This window comes from Humibacter sp. RRB41, assembly GCF_022761015.1.
Taxonomy (GTDB): domain Bacteria; phylum Actinomycetota; class Actinomycetes; order Actinomycetales; family Microbacteriaceae; genus Humibacter.
In genome coordinates this window covers 83,748-102,952 of the sequence record NZ_JAKWJQ010000009.1, presented here as the reverse complement: position 1 = coordinate 102,952, position 19,205 = coordinate 83,748, and the positions used below count along the sequence as shown (strand labels likewise).

Sequence of the window (19,205 nt, the reverse complement as noted above, 5' to 3'; positions counted from 1 at the left end):
TTCAAGCGAAACGAGTCAGGTTGACGGCATCGTGTCGGTTTCCGCCTGACTGGCAAAACCGAGAAATACAGCCGATGATCAGGACTAACACCTGAATCTGCTGGGAGTATGCAGATTTGCTGGTTGGATTTCATGCGAGATGTGCATAGGATTTCGCACACGATGTTTGCACGACACTCGCGATGTTGCGAGAGATCGGGAGCATGACCCCATGATCCAGACCCCCAGTACCGGGACCCGCCGTAGCGACGCCCATACCGTCGCCCCCGCAGGTCCCGACCCGTACACGGGCGTCGTGACCGCGCAGGAACGTCGCGTGGCGACTCGATCGTTCGGCTGGTTCGCCACCCGGTTCGCGGTCATCGTCGTCTGGCTGCTGTTGATCGTGCTGTTCTCGGTGCTCGAGCCGTCGAGCTTCTTCACGGTCGGCGCGCTGCAGTCGATCCTCGGCGGACCGACCCAGACCACGCTCGTCTTCCTCTGTGCGGCGCTGCTCTGCACGATCCTCGTCGGCGAGTTCGTCGACATGTCGGTCGCATCGAACTTCGGCCTCGCGGCGATCCTCATCTCGGTGCTGAATGTGAACCTGCATCTCAACGCGTACATCGCGGCGATCGTCGCGATCGCGGCATCCACCGCTGTGGGCGCCGTGAACGGCTGGCTGGTCGTCAAGCTCGGCGTCAACACGATCGTCGTCACACTCGGCATGGGCACGTTCCTGCTCGGACTCTCGCTGTGGGCGGCGAACCTGCAGCCGGTCAGCGGCGTTGCGACCTACTTTCAATGGATCGCGAACGCCAAGTTCCTCGGGCTGCCGCTCGCGTTCTACCTCGGCCTGATCCTGATGCTGGGCTTCGCCTACCTGTTGCGGTTCACGCCCCTCGGCCGCAACATGCGGTTCGTCGGAGAGAACCGCGAGGTCAGTCGCCTGGCGGGCGTGCGTGTGCAGAGCATCCGTTTCGGTGCCTTCACCTTCGCCGGTCTGATCGCCGGTCTCGGTGGGGTGATCGCGGCGGCAGGCACCGGCGGCTTCGACCCGAACGTGTCGAACGCCTACCTGCTGCCGATGTTCGCGGCGACGTTCCTCGGCACGGCGATCATCGATCCCGGCCGATTCAACGCTCTGGGCACACTGCTGGCGGTCTTCTTCCTCGCCACGGGCGTGCTCGGTCTCCAACTGCTCGGCGCCACGTCGTGGGTGACCGATGTCTTCTACGGCGGCGTGCTCGTGGTCGCCGTCACGATCACGACGATTCTGCATCGCAGGGCCCGATGAACGCCGCTGACCGAAGAGCGGCATCGCAGCACCGGCCCACTCAACCCGAAAACCCTTCCACTGCCGAAGACGCCAACCAGGAGGACCCATCATGAACAGAACCCACGTGGGACGAGCGCGTGCGCTCGCCTTCGTCGGCTCCGCAGCCCTCGTCGCACTCGCTCTCGCGGGCTGCGACGCGACGAGCTCCACAGCGTCGTCGACCTCGACCAGCACCTCGACCACCGGCACGGGGCTCGCCGCCCAGGTGCAGAAGCTCGAACAGCCGTTGAAGAGCTGGCCGATCCCGACGGATAAGGTCACGAACGCGGACGCCCTCAAGGGCAAGACCGTCTACTACATTCCGATCACGCTTCAGGCTCCCGAGTTCGGCACGATCCAAACCGCCTTCACGGCGGCGGTCGCCGCGCTGGGCGGCAAGGTGCAGGTGTGCGACGGTCAGGGCACCCCGACGTCGATCTCGGCGTGCGTGACGCAGGCGACCAACGCGAAGGCGGCGGCGATCGTCGCGGACGCGATCCAGTACGAGATCGCCGGCAACGCATTCACCGCTGCGCAGGCCGCGGGGGTTCCCGTCATCATCGCCGACCAGGCGGCCGAGAGCGCCCACCCCGACTCGAAGACGCTGGCCACCATCACCGGGCCCGTCGGCAACGCGATGGACGAAGCACTCGCCAAGTGGACCGTCGTCGACTCGAAGAGCAAGGCCGATGTGCTCGCCAACGTGTCGGCGGACGGCTCGTCGCCGGCGAACTACTTCGCCTCGGCGCAGAAGGTCTTCTCCGCGTGCTCAGGATGCACGGTGACCGTCAACAAGGTGTCGTCGGGCAACTTCCCGCTCGTGGCCCCCTCGACGAGTTCGGCGCTGCTGAAGGACAGCTCGGTCGGCTACCTGCAGGTGCAGTTCGCACAGTTCCTGCAGGCCTCGCAGGGCGGAGTTCAGGCCGCAGGCAAGGGGAGCAGCATCAAGGTGACCACCGGGGCCGCCCAGCTCGGGGAGTTGCAGGCGGTGAAGGCCGGCACGGTCGCGGCGGCCGCCAGCCCGTCGGGAGCGTTCGAGGGCTGGATCTTCGCCGACGCCGCGCTGCGTCTCATCGGCGGCGACACCATCCCCGACTATACGGTGCCGATGCGACTCTTCACCGCCAACAACATCGGCTCCATCACCCTCACAGCCGACGCGATGAACACCGGCGCCTGGTACGGCCCGAGCAGCTCGTTCTCTGACGGATTCAAGACGCTCTGGGGCGTGAATTGAGCGCGGATGCCTCACAGCCGGAAGCGCGGACGGTCACCTCATCCGCGCTTCCGGCGCGCCTGACCGTCGACGGCCTCGGCATGACGTTCGGTGTCAACCGGGTGCTGCGCGACGTCGCCATCGAGGTGCGACCGGGCGAGCTGCACGGACTCATCGGCCAGAACGGCTCGGGCAAGTCGACGCTCGCGAAGGTGCTCACCGGTCTCTACTCGCCGGATGCCGGCACGGGCATCGCGGTCGACGGCACGCCCCTGCGCCTGCCGGTTCGTCCACAGGAGTCGCGGGCCGCGGGGGTCGCCGTCGTGCACCAGAGTCTCGGGCTGATCGAGCACCGCACCGTGCTCGAGAACCTCCGGCTCGGACGGCTCAGGGGCCACGGCATCTCGCGGCGCATCGACTGGAAGCGCGAGCGTGCCGAGGCGGCATCCGTGTTCGAACGGCTCGGTCGTTCCGTGGACTTCGATGCGAAGGTGTCGAGCCTGCGGGAGGAGGACCGTGCGACCGTGGCGATCGCTCGAGCACTGCAGGACGCGACGCCCGGTCGCGGCCTCATCATCTTCGACGAGTCGACGAGAGCGCTCAGCCGTCGTTCGCTCGAGCACTTCTTCACGATCCTCGACGAGATCGTCGCCACCGGAACGTCCATACTGCTCATCACCCATCGTCTCGAAGAGATCGTCGATGCGGCAGACCGGGTGACGATCTTGCGGGACGGCCGCGTCGTCGAGTCCGGTCGCGAGGTGGCGGGCATGGACGAGGGCGATCTCACAGCGATGATGCTGGGCCGCGGGCTGGTGAGTCTCGGCACGCACGTGTCGCAGGCATCCGCCGGCTCGGGCGCGCCGCTGACCGTCGAGAATCTTCGCGGCCTGGGCGTCGACGACGTCGAGTTCGATGTGGCGCCGGGAGAGGTGCTGGGTCTGACCGGCATCGCGGGATCGGGGTACGACGACGTCCCCTATCTGCTGAGCGGGGCATCCACTGCGCAGTCCGGTCAGTTGAACCTCAGCTCGGTGAAGGTGCCTTTGCGCGGGCTCACACCGTCGCGCGCGATCGAGGCCGGCGTCGCCCTGGTGCCGGAAGGGCGCGATCACGCGGGTCTCGCCGGCAACCTGAGCGTGGCGGAGAACGCCGCGTTTCCGCAGACCAGCCGTTCGCGCCGCGCGGTGCTGCCCTTCTCCCAGTCGGCGGAGAAGACCCTTGCGAAGGAGTGGATCGAACGCCTCGATGTGCGGCCGGCAGACCCTAAGGTGCTGGTGAAGAACCTCAGCGGCGGCAATGCCCAGAAGGTGCTGCTGGCCAAGTGGCTCGCCACGGCGCCGGAGCTGCTCCTGCTGCACGAGCCGACGCAGGCCGTCGACGTCGGCGCACGGCACACCATCGTGTCCGCCGTGCGCAAAGCCGCCGCCGACGGGCAGGCGGTGATCGTCGCGGGCTCCGACGAGAACGAGCTGTCACTGCTCTGCGACCGCATTCTGGTGTTCAAGGACGGCCGCGTCGCGCGCGAGCTCACCGGTCAGCAGTCGCCGGACGACATCGTCGACGCGATCTACGCGGGAGGCGCCCGCGTTCGGCTGCGACAGAACCGAGGCGAGGAGGATCGCCACAGTGGCTCTGCTCCGAGCTCTGAGTAGAACAAGACCAGACGTAGAACACGACCAGACGTAGAAGAAGAACGAAGTAGGAGAGAAGCAGCATGACCGTCGTCGACATCAACATCCATCACCTGCCGGAGGACCTGTTCTCGAACCCGAAGATCCTGAACGCGTTCCTCGACTCTGCCCCGCGCGGATTCGGCGAGATCGCGCGGGTCATCGAGATGGAGTCGGGCAAGAAGCAGCTCATCCTCGAGAAGCCGGCCGGCCACCAGAACCTCAACTACGTCGAGGGCGATTACTCGGCACAGGCGAAGCTCGCCGCCATGGACGACGCCGGCGTCGACTACGGCATCATGCGGGTGCCGGTCTGGCAGGAATGGCTCCCGCTGGATGCCTGCAAGATCGTCAACGACGAGGCTGCCAAGATCGTCTCCGAGTCGGGCGGCCGACTGTTCATGACTGCGGCGGTTCCGCCCTGGGGCGGCAAGGAGAACATCGCCGAGCTCGAGCGCTGCATCGACGAACTCGGCGCTGTCGGCGTGCAGCTGGCCTGTCACTACGGGCAGCTCTACCTCGACGACGAGGCGTTCATCCCGTACCTCGAGGTGCTCAACGACAAGCAGATTCCGGTCATCGTGCACCACACGCCGCTGCCGGTGGAGTGGCGCTCGATCATCGACTACACGAACCTGCGTCGCGAGTTCGGCCGCATCCAGGACCAGGCGACGGCCGTTGGCCGCGAGCTGTTCAGCGGTATGTTCGACCGATTCCCGAATCTGAGGTTCGTGCACACGATGCTCGGCGGCAACTGGTTCGCCAACACGGAGCTGCTCACGCCGCACGCCTCCAACAAGAAGGAGTCGATGGTGCGTCTCGACCCGACGGGCGGCGAGAAGATCAAGAGCTACCTCGAGAACAACATCTTCTACGACCTCACCCACCCGCACTCGTGGGGCACGAAGCAGGTCGAGGCCGCCATCGATATCAACGGCGCCGACCACTTCATGTTCGGGTCGTCGTTCCCGGTGTTCTACGGCTGGATGAGTCAGGGGGTCGACTTCATGCAGAACAAGGTCGAGCTGTCGGATGCCGACCGCGAGGCCGTGCTCTCCGGCAACGCGAAGCGGCTGTTCAACCTGCCGATCTGAGGAAGCAGAGCTCCATGAAAGACCGGCGCGCGGCGTCGAGCGCAGACAACGACATCGACTCGACGTTCTCCTCCGACCGGGTCGCCGGCAGGGCCGACGGCGTCGCGTTCGAGAGCGAGGACTTCCGCGACTACCTGTATCCGCTCGACGACCCGATGCTGGTCGCGTCACGCGAACTGGACTACCAGCAGTTCTCCGCCGACAAGGAGAGCGCACCGTTCCTCGCCGACCTGCTGCGGTACTGGCAGGGGCTGTACGACGAGCCGTTCGAGGGCGTCACGACCGACGGCGTCGTGCGTCGGGGGCTCTACGAGTCGACGCAGGCGAGCGTGTGGGATGCGGAGGCCGCGGCCGCAGCATCCGTCGTCGTCGACCTGCTGCCTGCTGTGCGGCATCCGATCGACGCTCACGAGTGGCGGGCGTGGAGCAACCCGGAGTTCGTCGTGCACAGGGTCGGCGTGCGGCTCGAGGAGCTGTCGGATGACCAGGTGACGGCCGTGCTGCGCGTGGTCGAGGCATCCCTGTCGCCCGCCGGGTTCACGAAGGTGACCGGCGCCATGGCTCTCAACGGCATGCTCGGCGAGCTCGTCGAGGTGCCGCGCGTGCTGAACGAGCGGTCGTACTGGTTCTCGGTCTTCGGCACGCCTGAGGTGGGCGGAACGTGGGGCTGGCAGCTGTTCGGGCACCACGTCGCGGTGAACTGGGTCAGCGACCGGGGACGGCAGACGTGCGCGCCCGTGTTCCTCGGCGCAGAACCGGCCGTGGTCGACGGCGCCGGCCTGTTCGACGAGCGAGTGCATTTGGCGCTGGACCTCGCAGGCTCGTGGGATGCCGCCCAACGGCAGGTCGCGGTCGTGTACGCGTCGGTGCTCGACGAGGCGATGCCGCAGGGAAGATTGCACCCGGCAGACGAACGGCACGTCGCCGGCGCGTTCCGCGACAACCGGGTGATCCCGTACGAAGGGGTGCGCTGCGCCGGCTTCACAGAGGAGCAATGGGCCGCGGTGCGCGGAATCGTCGCGGACTGCCTGCTGCAGCGGGACCCGGGGCCGATGCTCGCCCTCGTCGACCGGAATCGGGACGAGACGTGGGTGAGCTGGTACGGCGCGACCGACGGATCCCAGCCGTTCTACCTGCGCGTGCAGAGCCCCGTCGTGCTCGCCGAGCTCGACCATCACGCCGGGGTGTGGTTGAACAACCGGCTGCCGGCACGGTTCCACATCCACACGACGCTGCGGCATCCGAACGGCGGTGATTACGGAGGAGTGCTCGCGGGCACGTGACGCACTCGACGTGTTGATCTTGTGTATGTCTCAATATATATTGAGACATACACAAGGACGCAAGGGAGCGTGACATGCAACACGGCAGCATCCTCATCATCGGTGGCGGCATCGGTGGACTCTCCGCAGCGATCGCGCTACGGCAGAAGGGGTTCGGGGCAACAGTTCTCGAGCGGTATCCAGACATGCACGCCTCGGTGTTCGGTGTCGGGATCATCCAGCCCGGCAATGCTCTGCGCGCCCTCGACGCGATCGGCTGCGCCGATGCCTGCGTGGCAGCCGGGTACCCGGCGAAACAGTGGGGGCGCATGCTCGACGTCGCAGGCGATCACGTGCACGACATGCCAGGGGTCGCCATCGCGGGTTCGACCCTTCCGCCGCTCAATGGCATCACCCGGCCGCGGCTGCATCAGATCCTCACCGACCGCGCGCTCGCCGTCGGGGTCGACATTCGGTACGGCACGTCGATCGACACCGTCGACGACGACGGTGATCGCGTGACGGCGCGGTCGGACAGCGGCGAGAGCTTCACGGCCGACATCCTCATCGCGGCCGATGGTGTGCGTTCTCGAGTACGTCGGCACGTGCTCGGCACCGAGATCGAACCGCACTACATCGGCCAGTCGGCGTTCCGTATCAACATTCCGCGCCTGCCAGAGATCGATTGCATCGTGCTGCAGGGGGATGACCGGGGTATGGCGGGCTATGTGCCGATCGGCCCCGACCTTGCGTACATGTTCTACAACGCGCACCTCGGCGCTCACGAGCGCATCCCGGAGCAGGAGTTGGCTCCGCGTCTGCGCGAGTATCTCGCGCGCTTCGGAGGCCTGACCGCGCGTGTGCGCGACGAGTTCATCGCCGACGATGCCGAGATCGTGCTGCGCCCCGAGGAGTCGATCGGCGTGCCGACACCCTGGCACAAGGGGCGCATCGTCCTGATGGGCGACGCAGTGCACGCCATCACGCCGCACCTCGGGCAGGGAGCGGCGCAGGCGATCGAGGACGGCGTCGTGCTTGCGGAGGAACTGGCATCCGATCGCGACGTCGACGCGGCGTTCACCGCCTACACGGAGCGCCGCTACGGCCGCTGCAAGCTGATCGTCGAGACCTCGTTGGCGATCGGCGAGTGGGAGATGGGCCGACTGGACGGCTTCGACAACGTCGCCGCCACCAACCACGTCCTCGAGGTGATGGCGCAGCCGCTGTGACGGCGTGCTGCGACAGTGGAGGCGGCGACGGGGGAGAATGCAGCGGTGTCAGACGAATCGGTAGCCGTCATCCTTCGCGAGCTCGCGTGGACCATCCACAAGCGCGCGCCGGACCCGGCGGGCGTCGGCCCGCTGCCTACCACCGAGGTTGCCATGCTGAAGCAGGTGGTGGATGCCCCCGGCTCGACGGTACGCGAGCTTGCCGGCGCCCTCGGGCTGCAGCAGTCCAACGCGAGCGCTGCGCTGCGCGTGCTCGCCGGCCGCGGTCTCGTCGTTCGCGAGGCGGGGGAGCGTGACAAGCGCACGGTGCGCATCCTCCCCACCGAGCAGGGCCGTCGTGAGCACGTCTCGATCTCGGCGGCATGGGCGGCCGGGGTGGAACAGGCGCTGACGACGCTGGCGCCGGAGGAGAGGGATCGGCTGCAGGCGGCATCCGATGCTCTGCTCGCGCTCACTCGGGCGGTGCGATCGCTCGACGCTTGACGCTCCCAGGCATATGGTTTAGTTTCAGATGACTGAAACACTTCAGTGCAGAGGACGTGTGCAATGACGCTGGTCGAACCTCGAGTTCCCAATCTCGAGCTGAAGCTGCCCTCCGACGAGGGCGTGCTGCTCGTGCAGGGCGAGGACCGGCCTGGACTGGTGCGGGTGATCTCGACCGTGCTCGCGGAGCTGGGTGCGAACATCCTGTCGCTCGACCAGTACACCGACGATGCGGACGGCGGGCACTTCTACCAGCGCGCGGTGTTCCACGTGGTCGATCTCGCAGGCATTCGCCCGGCGCTGGAGACGGCGCTCGACGAAGCGCTCGGCCGCGGGCTCGAGCTCACCTGGCGGCTCGCCGACCGCTCGGCGCCGAAGCGCGTCGCGATCCTCGCCTCGACTTCGGACCACTGCCTGCTCGATCTGCTCTGGCGGCAGCGCCGCGGCGAGCTGCCCGCGACGATCCCCATGGTCGTCTCCAACCACACGAAGGTTGCCGACGACGTGCGCTCGTTCGGCATCCCGTTCTTTCATGTGCCGTCTCCGGTCCCGGGGGAGAAGAGCAGCGACAAGGCGGCCGCAGAGGCCGAGATCCTTCGACTGCTCACGGGCAACGTCGACCTCGTGGTGCTCGCTCGGTACATGCAGATCCTTTCCGCCGATTTCTTGCAGAAGGTCGGTGTGCCGGTGATCAACATCCACCACTCGTTCCTGCCGGCCTTCGTGGGCGCCGCCCCCTATCGCAAGGCGAAGGAGCGCGGCGTCAAGCTCATCGGCGCCACCGCCCACTACGTCACCGAGGACCTCGACGAGGGTCCGATCATCGAGCAGGATGTCGTGCGCGTCACGCACGTCGACACGGCGGCGGATCTGCAGCGGCGCGGCGCCGACGTCGAGCGCGCCGTGCTCGCGCGGGCCGTCACGTGGCACTGCCAGGACCGGGTGTTCCGCAACGGGCGCGAGACGGTGGTGTTCTGATGGACGCCGACGTTGGCGTGCCGGCGAGAGTCATGACGGATGCCTCACTCGAGATGACCGCGAAGGATGCGGGCGACGTGGCCGCGGCATCCGCCGTTCTCGCGCCGGGCACCTGCGTCAACATCACCTATCTCGGCAGCGAGACGACCGACTCGCGCGTCGAGGCCGCCCGGGCCGTGCGTGCCGCAGGCCTCACTCCCGTGCCACACCTCTCTGCTCGGCGCCTTCGCAACCGCGACGAGTTCGTGCGGTACCTCGAGGTGCTGAAGGGAGCGGATGCCTCGCGGACCGTCTTCGTCGTCGGCGGCGACCCCGCGACGCCGGAAGGGCCGTTCGGCAGTGCAGAGTCCCTTCTGCGCACCGACCTGCTGCAGGAGCACGGAGTGCGCGACGTGGGTATCGCCGGGTACCCGGACGGGCATCCCGAGATCGCCGACGCCGAGTTGTGGCGCACGTTGCACGCCAAGGTGGACCTGCTCGCCGAGCTCGGGCTCGGGGCATCCATCACGACGCAGTTCACGTTCGACGAGGCTCCGGTTCTCGCATGGGTCGAGCGCGTGCGCGAGGAGGGCATCGAGGTGCCGATCCGGGTCGGCGTGCCCGGCCCGACCGGCATTCGGCGGCTGCTCGGCTACGCCCGCCGCTTCGGCATCGGCGCCAACGCCACGATCGTCAAGAAGTACGGCTTCTCACTGACGAACCTGCTCGGTGCAGCGGGACCCGGCGTCTTCATCGACGCCCTCGAGCAGGGCTACGACCCGGCGCGACACGGCGTCGTCACCCTGCACTTCTACTCGTTCGGCGGCCTGGAGGCCACAGCGCAGTGGCTCCATGACGCCCGCTGAACTCATCACAGAAAACCCTGATCCTCACAGAAAGTGATGGCCATGACCGACAAGCAGAACCCGCCGACGCTGCAGGACGCGATCGACCGCGCCGGTTCCCCCATGAAGTTGCTCTGGAAGCCGGATGCCGAGCCCTGGGACGTTCCCGTGCTCGCCCCCGAGTATGCGGGCTGGCAGGCGGAACAGGATGCCTGGCGCTCCGGCGTCGCCATCTCCGACCTCTCGTTCCACATGTTCGACACCGTCGTCGAGGGACCGGATGCCACCCGCCTGCTCTCCGAGGTGAGCGCCAACAACTTCGCGAAATTCGCGATCGGCCAGGCGAAGCAGTTCGTGCCGGTGGCCTACGACGGCAACATCATCACCGACGGCATCCTGCTGCGGCAGGCAGAGCACCGCTACACGCTCTCCGGCGTACCGGCCGCGCAGAACTGGGTGAAGTTCCACGGCTCGACCGGCGGCTACGACGTCGCCTTCGAGACCGACCCCGACTCGTCTGTTCGCACCGACCGCGACCCGAAGCTGTTCCGTTTCCAGGTGCAGGGACCTCACGCGCTCGAGCTCGTGGCGCGCGCTTTCGGCGGTCCACTGCCCGAGACGAAGTTCTTCCACTCGACGATGGTCGAGTTGAACGGGGTGACCCTGCGCGCACTGCGGCACGGCATGGCCGGCCAGGCCGGATACGAGTTCATCGGCGACTACGCCCATCACGACGCGGTGCTGGATGCCCTGCTCGCCGCCGGCGCTTCGCTGAACGTCGTGCAGGTGGGCGGCCTCGCCTACTTCACCAATGGCGTCGAGAGCGGCTGGATCCCCACGCCGACCCCGGCGATCTACCTCGACGAACGACTGGCGGACTACCGACAATGGCTCCCGATGTTCTCGTACGAGGGCATGAAGCCGCTCAGCGGCAGCTACTACTCCGACGACGTGCGCGACTACTACCTCTCGCCGTGGGAGCTCGGCTATGGTCGCTCGCTCTCGTTCGACCACGACTTCATCGGACGCGATGAGCTGCTGGCAGCAAAGGAGGACGCGCACCGCTCCAAGGTCACCGTCGAGCTCGACCCGGCGGATGTCGCTCGCGTGTTCGGCGACGATCCCGGGTATGTGCGGGGCTACGACCGGCACCGCATCCAGACGCTGGATGGCGAGCTGGTGGGCATGACGTTCTGGACGGCATCCATCGCGCCCGTCGACCGCATTCTCGCGCTCTCCCTGGTCGAGAGCTCGGCCGCGACGCCCGGAACGCAGGTCGAGATCGTCTGGGGCGAGCACCCCGGTGCGGGAACGGCACCGGATGCCGACCTCGGGCTCCCGCGCATCCGCGGCACGATCGCGGTCTCGCCCTACAACGAGTACACCCGCACCGCCTACCGCGCGGGTGCGATGGCCTGAGGGCGGCGGCCCGTTCGCGGGTCGACCAGCGAAGGGCGCGTCAGTCGCGCCGTTGCCCGAGCAGCGGCCACATCGTGCTCGTCGGCACCTCGACGCCGTCGAAGCGCGACGTGAGTGCTGCCAGCGCCGCGCGCAGCACGGTCTGCTGGTCGGCGTCGAGCACCTCGTCGACCTCCCGGTTCACGACGGCGACCCGGGCGCGACCCTCGTCGGCACCCTTGAGGCCGGCCTCGGTGAGCTCGTACCAGATCACGCGCTTGTGAACGGGGTGCGGCACCCGCACGACCCATCCCATGCGCTCGAGGTGGTTCAGTGCTGTTGTCGTGCTCTGCGGCGTGAGCCGGAAGAGCCGCGCCAGATCGGATGCCGACATGTGGCCCAGCTCGTCCAGGTGCACGCAGATGCCAAGTTGCGTGACGGTGACGCCGAGGTCCTCGATCGCTGTGACCGTGTGCCCGTTGAGCGCCTGATTCGCGCGCCACAGTCGGTAAGGAATGCCGTCGAGCCATTCGGACGGTCCGTCGGTCATGGCGCCTCCCGTACTGAAGTGACTGAGAACATCCTCCAGCATCGCACAAGGTTTCAGAGAGCTGAAACAGTACGAGCGCGATCGAGGCTGCAGCTACCGCCGACGTCGCGACGTCGGCCGCTCGGCATCGCTGCGATCGTGCTCGGTCGCTTCCGCGTCGTACTTCGTCACGGCCTCGAGCGTGTTGACCTCATGCCTGCGAGCGGCGGTCTCGATCATCTCGGCGTCTGCTGCGCCCTCGATGAGGTCGAGGATCGCGTCGTGTTCACTGATGGATGCCAGCGCCCGTCCGGGCGCGTACCAGAACGCGGACCGGCGGATGAGCTCGATGCGGGTCCATTCCGCGTCGACGAGGTCGTGCAGGCGGTCGTCGTTGCAGCGGGAGTACAGCAGCTCGTGGAAACGCCGGTTGAGGCGGCCGAAGCGCGCGGGGTCGAAGTTGGCAAGGGCATCCCGCATGTCGCGGTTCAGTTCTCGTGCCTCTGCGATGTCATCGGCAGTGAGGTTCGTCGCAGACAGTGCGGTCGCGAGGCCCTCGAGTCGGGCGAGCAGTCGCATGCTCTGCTGCCACGAGTCGGTGTCGAAGGTCTTGACCACGGCGCCGACGTTGCGGATGATGTCGACCCAGCCCTCGGCCTCGAGCCGGCGCAGCGACTCGCGCCACGGCACGGAGCTGATGCTGAACTGCCGACTCAACTGGTCGATCACGAGGCGGTGTCCTGGGCCGAACGTGCCGTCCATGATCCGCTCTTTGACGATGCGGTAGGACTGCTCCGCCTTGCTGTCAGCCACTCTGGTGCCCTCCTGCGGCGTGGCCGCTTCGTACACGTTATCGTACAGGATCTGGGGTATTTGTGCGGATGTGTGCGAGCAATCCGGCAACGATCGCATTCTCGGAAGCGGCCGGCCTGGTGAGCACCACGGCACGAAGCGGGTCGGGCTCCGGAACGATTCGCCGCACCGTCACGTCGAAGCGCGTCAGGCTCGCGTGGTCCGGGTCGGGCAGGATGCCCCAGGCCAGTCCCGCCTCGATCAACGGCAGGCTGGTCTGGATGGTCTCGACCGTGCGGATCGACACCGGCACGACGCCGCTGCTGCGCAGGGATGCCTCGACCGCCTCCGGCAGGCTGGGAACTGCTGCCGTACGGCGGGGGAGCACGAGGGTGCGGCCGTCGAACGCCTCGAGCGGAAGGGGCTCGTCGGCGTCGCCCTCCGACGGCGGGAGCACCGCCACGAGCGGAATGGCACCCCAATCGACGATGTCGAGTGAGCCGCTGTGCCTGGCGATGAACCGGCGCGGATCCGACACCATGATCGCGGCGAGGTCGGCGGTGCGCTGCTGAACCATGTCGATCGCCGTCCACGGCGGCGGGTCGACGAGGCGCACCTCGACATCCGGCGCGTCGACCGCGAACGCGCGCAACAGCGCGGGCAGCCGGTGCCACATCAGCACCGGCACGGCGGCCATGGTGAGCGTGCCTGACGTGCCGGAGCCGAACCTGCCGAGCGCCGCGACGATGTCGTCGACCTCGCCGAGCAGGCGAGCGGATGCGTCGAGCAGGTACCGCCCAGCGCTGGTCGGCTCGACGCCGCGTGGCGTTCGCACCAGCAGGCGCAGGCCGAGCTCGGCTTCCAGCTTCGCGATCGCGACACTCAGCGGGGGTTGCGAGAGGTGAAGCGCGGTCGCACCGGCCGTGAACGAGCCGGCTTCGACCACGGCCGTGAAGTAACGCAGTTGCCTGAGCTCCACGCAATCGAGCATATGCCGTAGGCATGGTGATCAGCTGGATATAGGCATCCGTTATGGCTGACAGAGCGAGAAAGTAGTTCCCCGACGGCCGTACCGGTGTCACGCTCGAACGGAGACGCACCGAACTACCGGAGGCCACGATGCTGCCGACAACCAACCCGAATCCGCCCTTCGAGCTCACCAGGGCCAGCCACGTCAGGCTCGCGGTGACCGATCTCGAGGCGAGCCGCGACTTCTACCGCGACGTCGTCGGACTCGTGGTCTCAGAGGAGACCGACGACGCCGTGTACCTGCGCGGACTCGAGGAGTCGGCGCACCACAGCCTGGTGCTCGAGCGTGGTGAGGTCGCGCAGGCGCTGCGCGTCGGCCTGCGCGTGCGCACCGACGACGACATCGTCGCCGCTGAGCGCTACTTCGCCGACACCGGCATCGAGCACGAGCGTGTCGAACGGCCGCACCAGGGGCCGACCCTGCTTTTCAGCGACCCGGTCGGAACCCACATGGAGCTGACCTCGTCGATGGACCTGCTGCCGCGCAAGATGCAGAACTTCGACGAGTTCGTGGCAGGAGCGCCACAGCGCATCGACCACTTCCAGTGCATCACCTACGACGTGCAGGCCGGTACCGACTTCTGGACCGGTCTCGGCATGCGAATGTCGGAGTACACAGCCAAGGACGGCACCGACGAACTCTGGGGAACCTGGATGGAGGTGAAGGGCAACACGCACGACCTGGTCTTCACCAACGGCCACGGCCCGAGGCTGCACCACTTCGCCTACACGGTGCCCGACGGCATCTCGCTGCTGCATGCCGCGGATGTCGCCGGCGCGCTCGGCTTCGGCGAGGAGATCGACCGCGGACCGGGTCGGCACGGCATCAGCAACGCCCTGTTCCTCTACCTGCGCGACCCCGACCAGCACCGCGTCGAGCTCTTCACGACGCACTACCAGTTCATCGACCTCGAGGACGAGCCGATCCGCTGGGACATCAGCAACGCCAAGCGTGCGCAGTTGTGGGGGATGCCGGCATCCAACCGCTGGTTCTTCGAGGCGAGCGAGTTCCCGGGCGAGGTGCTGCACGAGCCGTTGTTGCACGCGAACCCGCAGACCCTCGAGGCCTACCTCGGCGTGCACTGAGTCGTCTTGTGCGCCGGTCTCTGCCCGGCGCGAGTCACAGCATCCTCACAGCCACAGGGGGCACAGGCGGGAACTTACTGAAGGGGTACTGCGTTTTCCCCTTTGTAAGGAGTTCACACATGAGCAAGTACAGCAAGGACCCCAAGGCGATCGCAGACCTGACGCCCCGCCAGTACGAGGTGACGCAGGAGGCCGCGACGGAGCCCGCGTTCCGTAACGAGTTCTGGGACAAGAAGGATGCCGGCCTCTACGTCGACATCGTCTCGGGCGAGCCACTCTTCGCATCGACGACCAAGTACGACAGTGGATGCGGCTGGCCGAGCTTTACCGCGCCGCTCGACCCCGCGAACATCGTGGAGAACACCGACAGGGCGTTCGGCATGGTGCGCACCGAGGTGCGCTCGACCCACGGCGACAGCCACCTCGGCCACGTGTTCGACGATGGCCCGATCGAGGCAGGCGGATTGCGCTACTGCATCAACTCCGCCGCGCTGCGTTTCGTACCCCTCGCCGACCTCGAGAAGGACGGCTACGGACAGTACGTCTCGCTCTTCGATCACGCGGCGTCCACCGGCGCACAGGCGTAAGCGCGAACGGATGTGACGTCCGCTGTGACGGCGGGCGCGCATCCGACAGACAATGTCAGCATCCACAAATAAGGAGTCATCACTATGAGCACCGAGCGTGCCATCCTCGCAGGCGGATGTTTCTGGGGAGCCCAGGAGCTTCTGCGCCACAAGCCGGGCGTGATCTCGACGCGCACGGGATACTCCGGCGACCCGAACACGCCGAACGCGACGTATCGCCACCACGGAGATCACGCGGAGTCGGTGGAGATCATCTTCGATCCCGATGTGATCAGCTACCGCGACATCCTGGAGTTCTTCTTCCAGATCCACGACCCGTCGACCAAGAACCGTCAGGGCAACGACATCGGCCGCAGCTACCGCTCGGCGATCTTCTACACGTCGCCTGAGCAGGAGCGCGTTGCGCGCGACACCATCGCTGATGTCGACGCGTCCGGTCTCTGGCCGGGGATGGTCGTCACCGAGGTCGAGCCGGCAGGCGTGTTCTGGGAGGCCGAGGAGGAGCACCAGGACTATCTGGAGAAGTACCCGGCGGGCTACACCTGCCACTACGTGCGCCCGAACTGGCGTCTTCCCCACCGCGAGGCGCAGACCGCGTAGCCCCAGCTCCCTGAGCGAACGCAGCGAGTCCCTCGCCCGGCGACTTCACGGCGGGGGCATCCGAGGGCCTGAGCACTTTGCTGCTCGATACCGTCGCACCAGGTGGGCAGGCGGCGTCGACGTCGCGGATCGATGAAGCGGGTGGCCGCGGCGGTCGGCGAGGGGTCGAGCGCCGTCGCATCCGTTCATCGGGCGCTCGCGCTCTGAGCGGCAGGCCGGCGTGAGTCGTCGGCGCCGGTGAGTCGTCTGCGAGGGTGAGTCAGGTCCGAACGTCGATCGACGCTCAGGCGGCGAGCACGTCGTCGCTCTGCACCTTCGATTCGTCGATGCGGATGCCGAAGCCCGGCCCCGTCGGCAGCCGGAACGCGCCGTTCACGGGGGCGGGGGCATCCGTCTCGAAGTGATGCCGTACCGGCATCATGCGCCACAGGTACTCCGCCTTCGGGCACACCTCGGGGGACTGCGACGCGATCACGTGGAGCGCCGCGTGGATGCCGTGTCCGTGCGGGATCAGCGGAACGCCGAAGGTCTCGGCAAGGGTCGACATCCGCACCAGTTCGGTGACGCCGCCGCACCACTCCGGATCGCACTGGAGCACCGCGATCGATCCGTCGGCGAGCAAGTCGAGCGCCTCCTGACGGTCGTAGACGTGCTCGCCGGTGGCGATCGGGATGGCAGTCGACCTCCGCAACTCCGCGAACGCGGCGTGCCGGTTCGGGAGCAACGGCTCCTCGAGCCAATCCGGCCGGTACTGCTCGACGCGTCGAGCCCATGCCCGGGCGAACGGCAGATCCCAGCCGTGGTACGCGTCGAACATGATCGGCTCGTCCGGCCCGACGGCTTCACGCACCTCGCGCACGAGCTCGACGTTTGCGCGCAACCCTGCAGGTCCGCTCGCTGGGCCGTGCTCGAAGAACCACTTCTGACCGGCGAAGCCCTTGGCCTGTGCTTGCGCGGCGGCAGCCCGTACAGACTCGGCGTCGAGGGGTGTGCCGAGCATGCTGGCGTATGCCGGGATGCTGCGACGCGAGCCTCCGCCGAGCAGCTGCCAGACCGGCGCATCCAGGACGCGCCCGCGCAGATCCCACAGCGTGTTGTCGATCGCGGAGATCGCCGCCTTGTGCAGACCGTGCCTGCTGTGCCGGTCGACGCGCTCGAGTTGATCCCAGATCGTGGAGCTTGCGAGGGCATCCTGCCCCATCAGCAGTTCGCGGTAGACGTCGAGCACGACCCGCGCAGGCAGCTCGTCGATCGGACCGTAGAGACCGTGCGCGCCGTCATCCGTTTCGATGCGCAGGTAGCAGCGCGAGATGGTCGTCGGACGCTCGCGCCCGCCGGCCGCGACTCGCAGGGGTTCCCGCGCCGACTCGTACAGATCGATCGCCTGCACCTGGCGCTGATGGTCGCCTGGCAGCGGGTCGGGATGCTGTCCCGTCAGCCTGTGCACCTCGACCTTGCTGATCTTCGAGGTGCGCATCGATCCTCCTGTCGGCTCGGACTCGTCGAGGTTACGCCGGGCGTCGCGATCTCGTGGTCGCCGCAGGTCGCCGGCACGGAGGCGGCTCAGCGCAGTGAGGCGATGAAGCGCACCTCGTCAACGGATGCCACGTCGTGGATCGAGCGCAACGCCGCTTCGGCGAAGGCGTGTCCCGACGCGAGCCGTTCCGTAGCGGATGCCCCGCTCAGCAGACCATGCAGATACCCGGCGCCGAACGCGTCCCCTGCTCCGACCGGCTCGACGACCTCCACCTCGTGTGCCGGCACGAAGGCCGCGCCGTGCTCGCCGAAGGAGGTCGCGCCGATGGCGCCGTCCTTCACCACGAGTTCGGGACCGGGGAGCAGCTCACGCACCTCCGACGCCGTCTGACAGCCCCACAGCGTGTTCGCCTCGTCGAGTCCGACGAACACCAGATCGGATGCCGCGGCCTGCGCGAGCAGCACCGGCGCGGCATCCGCGACGCTCCACAGCCTCGCCCGGTAGTTGACATCGAACGAGGTGACCGCTCCGACGGCGCTCGCGGCGATGGATGCGTCGCGCACGAGCTGCGCGCATCCGTCGGAGAGTGCGAGCGAGATCCCGGTCAGGTGCAGCACGCGCACGCCGTGCAGATCAGGGAGGTCGACGGCCTTCGTGGTGAGCCGCGACGCGGCGGAGCCGCTGCGGTAGTAGTACACCGAGGTGCCGGTGGGTTCGGGGTCTTTGAAATAGACGCCGGTCGGGGCATCCGGATCGATGAGCACGTGGGACGTATCGACGCCGTAGCCGCCGATCTCCTCCAGCATGCGCTGCCCGAACGGGTCGTCGCCGACGGCGCTGACCCACGCGACGCTGCGTCCGGCAGCCGCGAGATAACACGCCGTGTTCGACTCGGCGCCACCGATGCCGACATGTACGGAGTCCGCGTGCGCGAGGCGCGCCCCGTTAGGCACGAGTTGCACCATCGTCTCGCCCAGCGCGACCACGTCGTACGCGGTGCCGGGTTCCGCGCCGCTCGGGGCCGTCCTCATGCCCTGGTGAGCAACGGTGTGATGGCGGACAGCTGCTCCGGGTCGGCGAGTGCAGAGCCGAGCGCGACGACGGATGCCCCAGCAGCGAGGAAACCCGCGGCGTTGCCGGCGTCGATGCCGCCGGTCGCGACGAACTTCACCTGTGGAAATGGTCCGGCCATGTCCTTGAACCACGCCGGCGTCAGCCTGGCAGCGGGGAACGCCTTGAGCCAGCGCAGCCCGATTCCGACGGCGGCCTGAATCTCGCTCGCCGTCGCGACACCGGGAATGCTCGGCATGCCGGCGGCGACGGATGCCAGCACCACGTCGGCCGAGAACCCGGGACTCACCGTGAACTGCGCTCCGGCATCCCGCGCCTGCGCAACGGTCGTGTCGTCGATGACCGTCCCAGCGCCGACTGCGAGGCCGCGCCCCTTGCCCGCCGCGACGGTGGCCTCGAGCGCCTCGATGTCGCGGGTCGACTGGATCGGAACCTCCACCAGCGTGACGCCGAGATCCCACGCCTTCTCGGCCAGCTGGAGCGTGCGCTCCGGGCCGAAGCCGCGCAGAATCGCCATCACCGGGCAGGCGCCAAGAGTGGCGTCGAGCCATTCGTTCTCGGAATGCATGCTTCGTTCTCC

The 19,205-nt window shown here is 67.5% G+C and carries 19 protein-coding genes; 13 read left to right on the top strand and 6 right to left on the bottom strand.

Features of this window, described 5'->3' with window-relative positions; all coding sequences use genetic code 11:
- The first annotated feature begins 211 nt into the window (after nt 1-211).
- The 10 genes from MJ603_RS18055 to MJ603_RS18010 all read left to right on the top strand — a co-directional run bounded on the left by MJ603_RS18055 (nt 212) and on the right by MJ603_RS18010 (nt 11,475).
- The gene (locus MJ603_RS18055; RefSeq protein ID WP_243065153.1) at nt 212-1,276 is read left to right on the top strand and encodes an ABC transporter permease; all 1,065 of its coding nucleotides are present in this window, start codon (nt 212-214) and stop codon (nt 1,274-1,276) included.
- Between the two features lie 91 nt (nt 1,277-1,367).
- Nucleotides 1,368-2,534: a substrate-binding domain-containing protein gene (locus MJ603_RS18050; RefSeq protein ID WP_243065152.1), complete on the top strand. Its 1,167-nt coding sequence runs from the start codon at nt 1,368-1,370 to the stop codon at nt 2,532-2,534.
- Nucleotides 2,531-4,168, top strand: a complete 1,638-nt coding sequence (locus MJ603_RS18045) for a sugar ABC transporter ATP-binding protein (protein ID WP_243065151.1) — start codon at nt 2,531-2,533, stop codon at nt 4,166-4,168. Before MJ603_RS18050 ends, MJ603_RS18045 begins: the two co-directional genes overlap by 4 nt.
- 62 nt (nt 4,169-4,230) lie before the next feature.
- Complete coding sequence (locus MJ603_RS18040) at nt 4,231-5,280, top strand: amidohydrolase family protein (protein WP_243065150.1); 1,050 nt, start codon at nt 4,231-4,233, stop codon at nt 5,278-5,280.
- A gap of 14 nt (nt 5,281-5,294) precedes the next feature.
- Entirely contained in the window at nt 5,295-6,563 is a 1,269-nt protein-coding gene (locus MJ603_RS18035) for a DUF3500 domain-containing protein (protein ID WP_243065149.1), read from the top strand.
- Nucleotides 6,564-6,637: 74 nt separating this feature from the next.
- The gene (locus MJ603_RS18030) at nt 6,638-7,771 is read left to right on the top strand and encodes an FAD-dependent oxidoreductase (protein ID WP_243065148.1); all 1,134 of its coding nucleotides are present in this window, start codon (nt 6,638-6,640) and stop codon (nt 7,769-7,771) included.
- Between the two features lie 45 nt (nt 7,772-7,816).
- Nucleotides 7,817-8,254, top strand: coding sequence for a MarR family winged helix-turn-helix transcriptional regulator (locus MJ603_RS18025; RefSeq protein WP_243065147.1), 438 nt, complete (start codon nt 7,817-7,819; stop codon nt 8,252-8,254).
- 63 nt (nt 8,255-8,317) lie between these two features.
- Nucleotides 8,318-9,232, top strand: coding sequence for a formyltetrahydrofolate deformylase (gene purU, locus MJ603_RS18020; RefSeq protein ID WP_243065146.1), 915 nt, complete (start codon nt 8,318-8,320; stop codon nt 9,230-9,232).
- A complete protein-coding gene (locus MJ603_RS18015; protein WP_243065145.1) occupies nt 9,232-10,077 on the top strand; it encodes a methylenetetrahydrofolate reductase in 846 nt (281 codons plus the stop codon). Before purU ends, MJ603_RS18015 begins: the two co-directional genes overlap by 1 nt.
- Nucleotides 10,078-10,119: 42 nt before the next feature.
- Nucleotides 10,120-11,475, top strand: coding sequence for an aminomethyl transferase family protein (locus MJ603_RS18010; RefSeq protein ID WP_243065144.1), 1,356 nt, complete (start codon nt 10,120-10,122; stop codon nt 11,473-11,475).
- A gap of 40 nt (nt 11,476-11,515) precedes the next feature.
- Here the strand turns inward: MJ603_RS18010 and MJ603_RS18005 are convergent, their stop codons facing one another.
- The 3 genes from MJ603_RS18005 to MJ603_RS17995 all read right to left on the bottom strand — a co-directional run bounded on the left by MJ603_RS18005 (nt 11,516) and on the right by MJ603_RS17995 (nt 13,754).
- Nucleotides 11,516-12,004, bottom strand: coding sequence for a MarR family winged helix-turn-helix transcriptional regulator (locus tag MJ603_RS18005; RefSeq protein ID WP_243065143.1), 489 nt, complete (start codon nt 12,002-12,004; stop codon nt 11,516-11,518).
- Between the two features lie 93 nt (nt 12,005-12,097).
- A complete protein-coding gene (locus MJ603_RS18000) occupies nt 12,098-12,796 on the bottom strand; it encodes a GntR family transcriptional regulator (protein WP_243065142.1) in 699 nt (232 codons plus the stop codon).
- Nucleotides 12,797-12,833: 37 nt separating this feature from the next.
- Nucleotides 12,834-13,754, bottom strand: a complete 921-nt coding sequence (locus MJ603_RS17995) for a LysR family transcriptional regulator (RefSeq protein ID WP_243065141.1) — start codon at nt 13,752-13,754, stop codon at nt 12,834-12,836.
- A 140-nt stretch (nt 13,755-13,894) separates the two neighbouring features.
- On the opposite strand from MJ603_RS17995, the gene hpaD reads away from it, so the two are divergent.
- The 3 genes from hpaD (at nt 13,895) to msrA (ending at nt 16,077) form a co-directional block, all read left to right on the top strand.
- Complete coding sequence (gene hpaD, locus MJ603_RS17990; protein ID WP_243065140.1) at nt 13,895-14,890, top strand: 3,4-dihydroxyphenylacetate 2,3-dioxygenase; 996 nt, start codon at nt 13,895-13,897, stop codon at nt 14,888-14,890.
- Nucleotides 14,891-15,009: 119 nt separating this feature from the next.
- Nucleotides 15,010-15,477 carry a peptide-methionine (R)-S-oxide reductase MsrB gene (msrB, locus tag MJ603_RS17985; protein WP_243065139.1) on the top strand — a complete coding sequence of 156 codons (468 nt, stop codon included), beginning with the start codon at nt 15,010-15,012 and terminating at the stop codon, nt 15,475-15,477.
- An 84-nt stretch (nt 15,478-15,561) separates the two neighbouring features.
- A complete protein-coding gene (gene msrA, locus MJ603_RS17980) occupies nt 15,562-16,077 on the top strand; it encodes a peptide-methionine (S)-S-oxide reductase MsrA (protein ID WP_243065138.1) in 516 nt (171 codons plus the stop codon).
- Nucleotides 16,078-16,360: 283 nt separating this feature from the next.
- On the opposite strand, the gene MJ603_RS17975 is transcribed toward msrA, so the two are convergent.
- The 3 genes from MJ603_RS17975 to MJ603_RS17965 all read right to left on the bottom strand — a co-directional run bounded on the left by MJ603_RS17975 (nt 16,361) and on the right by MJ603_RS17965 (nt 19,193).
- Nucleotides 16,361-17,554 (bottom strand): enolase C-terminal domain-like protein, encoded by a 1,194-nt coding sequence (locus tag MJ603_RS17975; RefSeq protein WP_243065137.1) that lies wholly within the window; start codon nt 17,552-17,554, stop codon nt 16,361-16,363.
- 86 nt (nt 17,555-17,640) lie between these two features.
- The gene (locus MJ603_RS17970; RefSeq protein WP_243065136.1) at nt 17,641-18,585 is read right to left on the bottom strand and encodes a sugar kinase; all 945 of its coding nucleotides are present in this window, start codon (nt 18,583-18,585) and stop codon (nt 17,641-17,643) included.
- Nucleotides 18,582-19,193 (bottom strand): bifunctional 4-hydroxy-2-oxoglutarate aldolase/2-dehydro-3-deoxy-phosphogluconate aldolase, encoded by a 612-nt coding sequence (locus tag MJ603_RS17965; protein WP_243065135.1) that lies wholly within the window; start codon nt 19,191-19,193, stop codon nt 18,582-18,584. Before MJ603_RS17965 ends, MJ603_RS17970 begins: the two co-directional genes overlap by 4 nt.
- Nucleotides 19,194-19,205 lie beyond the last annotated feature (12 nt).

What these genes read in the sequence shown, in the direction of transcription:
- MJ603_RS17975 (WP_243065137.1), bottom strand. Translation starts at nt 17,554, where the DNA reads ATGCGCACCTCGAAGATCAGCAAGGTCGAGGTGCACAGGCTGACGGGA.
- MJ603_RS18015 (WP_243065145.1), top strand. Translation starts at nt 9,232, where the DNA reads ATGGACGCCGACGTTGGCGTGCCGGCGAGAGTCATGACGGATGCCTCA.
- msrA (WP_243065138.1), top strand. Translation starts at nt 15,562, where the DNA reads ATGAGCACCGAGCGTGCCATCCTCGCAGGCGGATGTTTCTGGGGAGCC.
- MJ603_RS18035 (WP_243065149.1), top strand. Translation starts at nt 5,295, where the DNA reads ATGAAAGACCGGCGCGCGGCGTCGAGCGCAGACAACGACATCGACTCG.
- MJ603_RS18055 (WP_243065153.1), top strand. Translation starts at nt 212, where the DNA reads ATGATCCAGACCCCCAGTACCGGGACCCGCCGTAGCGACGCCCATACC.
- purU (WP_243065146.1), top strand. Translation starts at nt 8,318, where the DNA reads ATGACGCTGGTCGAACCTCGAGTTCCCAATCTCGAGCTGAAGCTGCCC.
- MJ603_RS17970 (WP_243065136.1), bottom strand. Translation starts at nt 18,585, where the DNA reads ATGAGGACGGCCCCGAGCGGCGCGGAACCCGGCACCGCGTACGACGTG.
- MJ603_RS18030 (WP_243065148.1), top strand. Translation starts at nt 6,638, where the DNA reads ATGCAACACGGCAGCATCCTCATCATCGGTGGCGGCATCGGTGGACTC.
- hpaD (WP_243065140.1), top strand. Translation starts at nt 13,895, where the DNA reads ATGCTGCCGACAACCAACCCGAATCCGCCCTTCGAGCTCACCAGGGCC.
- MJ603_RS18010 (WP_243065144.1), top strand. Translation starts at nt 10,120, where the DNA reads ATGACCGACAAGCAGAACCCGCCGACGCTGCAGGACGCGATCGACCGC.
- MJ603_RS18040 (WP_243065150.1), top strand. Translation starts at nt 4,231, where the DNA reads ATGACCGTCGTCGACATCAACATCCATCACCTGCCGGAGGACCTGTTC.
- MJ603_RS18005 (WP_243065143.1), bottom strand. Translation starts at nt 12,004, where the DNA reads ATGACCGACGGACCGTCCGAATGGCTCGACGGCATTCCTTACCGACTG.
- MJ603_RS18050 (WP_243065152.1), top strand. Translation starts at nt 1,368, where the DNA reads ATGAACAGAACCCACGTGGGACGAGCGCGTGCGCTCGCCTTCGTCGGC.
- msrB (WP_243065139.1), top strand. Translation starts at nt 15,010, where the DNA reads ATGAGCAAGTACAGCAAGGACCCCAAGGCGATCGCAGACCTGACGCCC.
- MJ603_RS17965 (WP_243065135.1), bottom strand. Translation starts at nt 19,193, where the DNA reads ATGCATTCCGAGAACGAATGGCTCGACGCCACTCTTGGCGCCTGCCCG.